This window comes from Dyadobacter sp. SG02, from assembly GCF_900109045.1.
Lineage (GTDB): Bacteria > Bacteroidota > Bacteroidia > Cytophagales > Spirosomataceae > Dyadobacter.
The window spans coordinates 1-1,927 of record NZ_FNYL01000033.1 but is presented as its reverse complement, the minus strand read 5'-3'; the positions used below and the strand labels follow the sequence as shown (position 1 = coordinate 1,927).

Sequence of the window (1,927 nt, the reverse complement as noted above, 5' to 3'; positions counted from 1 at the left end):
GCTTAATGTGATGCTCATAAGTTTCCTATTTGGTTTAATCCTCATAGTGATTGCTAGGTGAAAGCTGCTTATTGACCGTGTCGCTACCAGATTAATCGAGCAAACATACACTCATTTTCATCACATTATAGTCATTTAGATTAAATCCAAAAATCGGGTTGCAAGGAAGATATACCGATTTCCGCATTCCAATAGTTAACGGTTAGACACAAGTGAAGATATAGTTACGCCGCATCAATTCCGATAGATTTTAGAAAGCGATGAATGTAAGATTGGTCATTGTAATTTTCTGCTTTATCCTTTGTATCATTGTGATATTGTCATGCGATAAAGTCTCGTCTTGTGCTGAGCTAGCGGAAGGTAGGCGAGATGACTACTGTGACATCATAGTTGACGATTTTTCGACAAATGAATATAGGTTTTATTTAAAAGGAAAGAATGCGCTGACGGGAGAAATAAACACGTTCCGAAGGATAAATTATTTATGGGGATCTAGATTTATCGATCAAATTGAAAAAGGTGATACAGTTGTGAAGAAAAAAGGCGAATTGATATTTTATATCCATAAGAGGGATTCTGTACTTACTTTCCCATTCAAATGTGCTGGGGAAATTTTCGAATAGAATTATCAAGATTTACCTTCTCCTCACTAGTACCAAATAGTAATCTATGACAACGAACCCTGTACCGAGACGCGGCAATTGAAAACACTGTTTGCGCAATATGAAAAGGCTGTCAGACTCGATCCGGCTAAATATGCCGATCCAACAGGCGTTATCTTTCCTGGAACAAGCTATTGATAAACAATCTCCGTCTTCATCTCAGATCAAACTGGTTCGCCGGATGATCAGAAATCGTGTGATGATGGAATACCAACCTGAACTTGGGAAAGCAGTGGGATGGCGAAGGTATCTGGTTAAGTGGAAGGTCAATGCAATTTCTGAGATTAGATACCGGCACATTCTTTGTATGGGAGCCGCTGCATCACTACCAGAAGACTTCAACCAGGAGGGGCAGAATTAAACCCAGGAAGTGTATACGCAGCCTGCAAGGCCAGCTATCTATCCAGTTTTGACTGATGAATGATCCAGGAAAAAGAACCCTTTAAAGCCTTTCTTTTGACAAGCCTAAATCACAGCCCCTCTAAAAATGGGAGGCCTACACTGTCCTATGCCCTTTTTTTGAGAACTAGCAAATGCCGTTGCTCTGGGTCATTTTTCAATACAGCAAGTTGATTGTCGACTATTTCACAGACATCATCCTTGATCTGATCATAATTTTTGGTTACCGACTCTCCAATTACCTTTCGAACCATCGGAATAGGCGCGTATCTCGATGCTTCGACCGAGAGAAGTTTGTGATCGTTGATGATGTGGCAGTGAAAAGCTTTCAGTTCAACGATTTGATCGGGGTTGTCGGCGGTAGTTCCGACGAATTCCCCTGAGCTCATCGAAGAAACTTTTGAGGCAGGCAAGGCAAGTTCCAACTGCACTGATTTGTTGATTATCCTTTCGGTTGAGCGAAAGCGCTGTCCGGTCCTGCTGGATCTTACCAAGCCTGTCGGAGAGCTGCTTTGCTGTCTCGCCCGAAACCTGGCCGGAAATAAGATTTGCTGTGATGTTCATAATAACATCGGCCTGCTCTTTTCCATAGTCTTTGGCCAAATCCATTACGCGTGGATCAAGCTGGATTTTAAAGAAACGACCGCAAACAGCAACTACAAAATAAAACAGTTCAGTCCGCAGTACGGCTTCGAGCTTGAAAAATCAGTCGCCAAGTTACCCATAAAGAAACTCACCAGCGACACCCAAGGAGCATTGAAATGCTGGCAGCAGTCGAAAAAGATTGACTGCTACCAGCATTTTCGTAATCAGTTACTAATGCATTATGGAATGATGAAAGTCTTTTCATAGACCTGTCCATTCTC

The 1,927-nt window shown here is 42.0% G+C and carries 3 protein-coding genes; 2 read left to right on the top strand and 1 reads right to left on the bottom strand.

Annotated features, from left to right (window positions below; all coding sequences use genetic code 11):
• Positions 1-723: 723 nt before the first annotated feature.
• A complete protein-coding gene (locus BMW93_RS35025; RefSeq protein ID WP_090387475.1) occupies positions 724-1,023 on the top strand; it encodes a hypothetical protein in 300 nt (99 codons plus the stop codon).
• Positions 1,024-1,168: 145 nt separating this feature from the next.
• On the opposite strand, the gene BMW93_RS35650 is transcribed toward BMW93_RS35025, so the two are convergent.
• Positions 1,169-1,492 (bottom strand): hypothetical protein, encoded by a 324-nt coding sequence (locus BMW93_RS35650; protein WP_177194293.1) that lies wholly within the window; start codon positions 1,490-1,492, stop codon positions 1,169-1,171.
• Between the two features lie 4 nt (positions 1,493-1,496).
• Here BMW93_RS35650 and BMW93_RS36410 point away from each other — a divergent pair, with 4 nt between their 5' ends.
• Positions 1,497-1,913: a hypothetical protein gene (locus BMW93_RS36410; protein ID WP_090387471.1), complete on the top strand. Its 417-nt coding sequence runs from the start codon at positions 1,497-1,499 to the stop codon at positions 1,911-1,913.
• Positions 1,914-1,927: the final 14 nt, after the last annotated feature.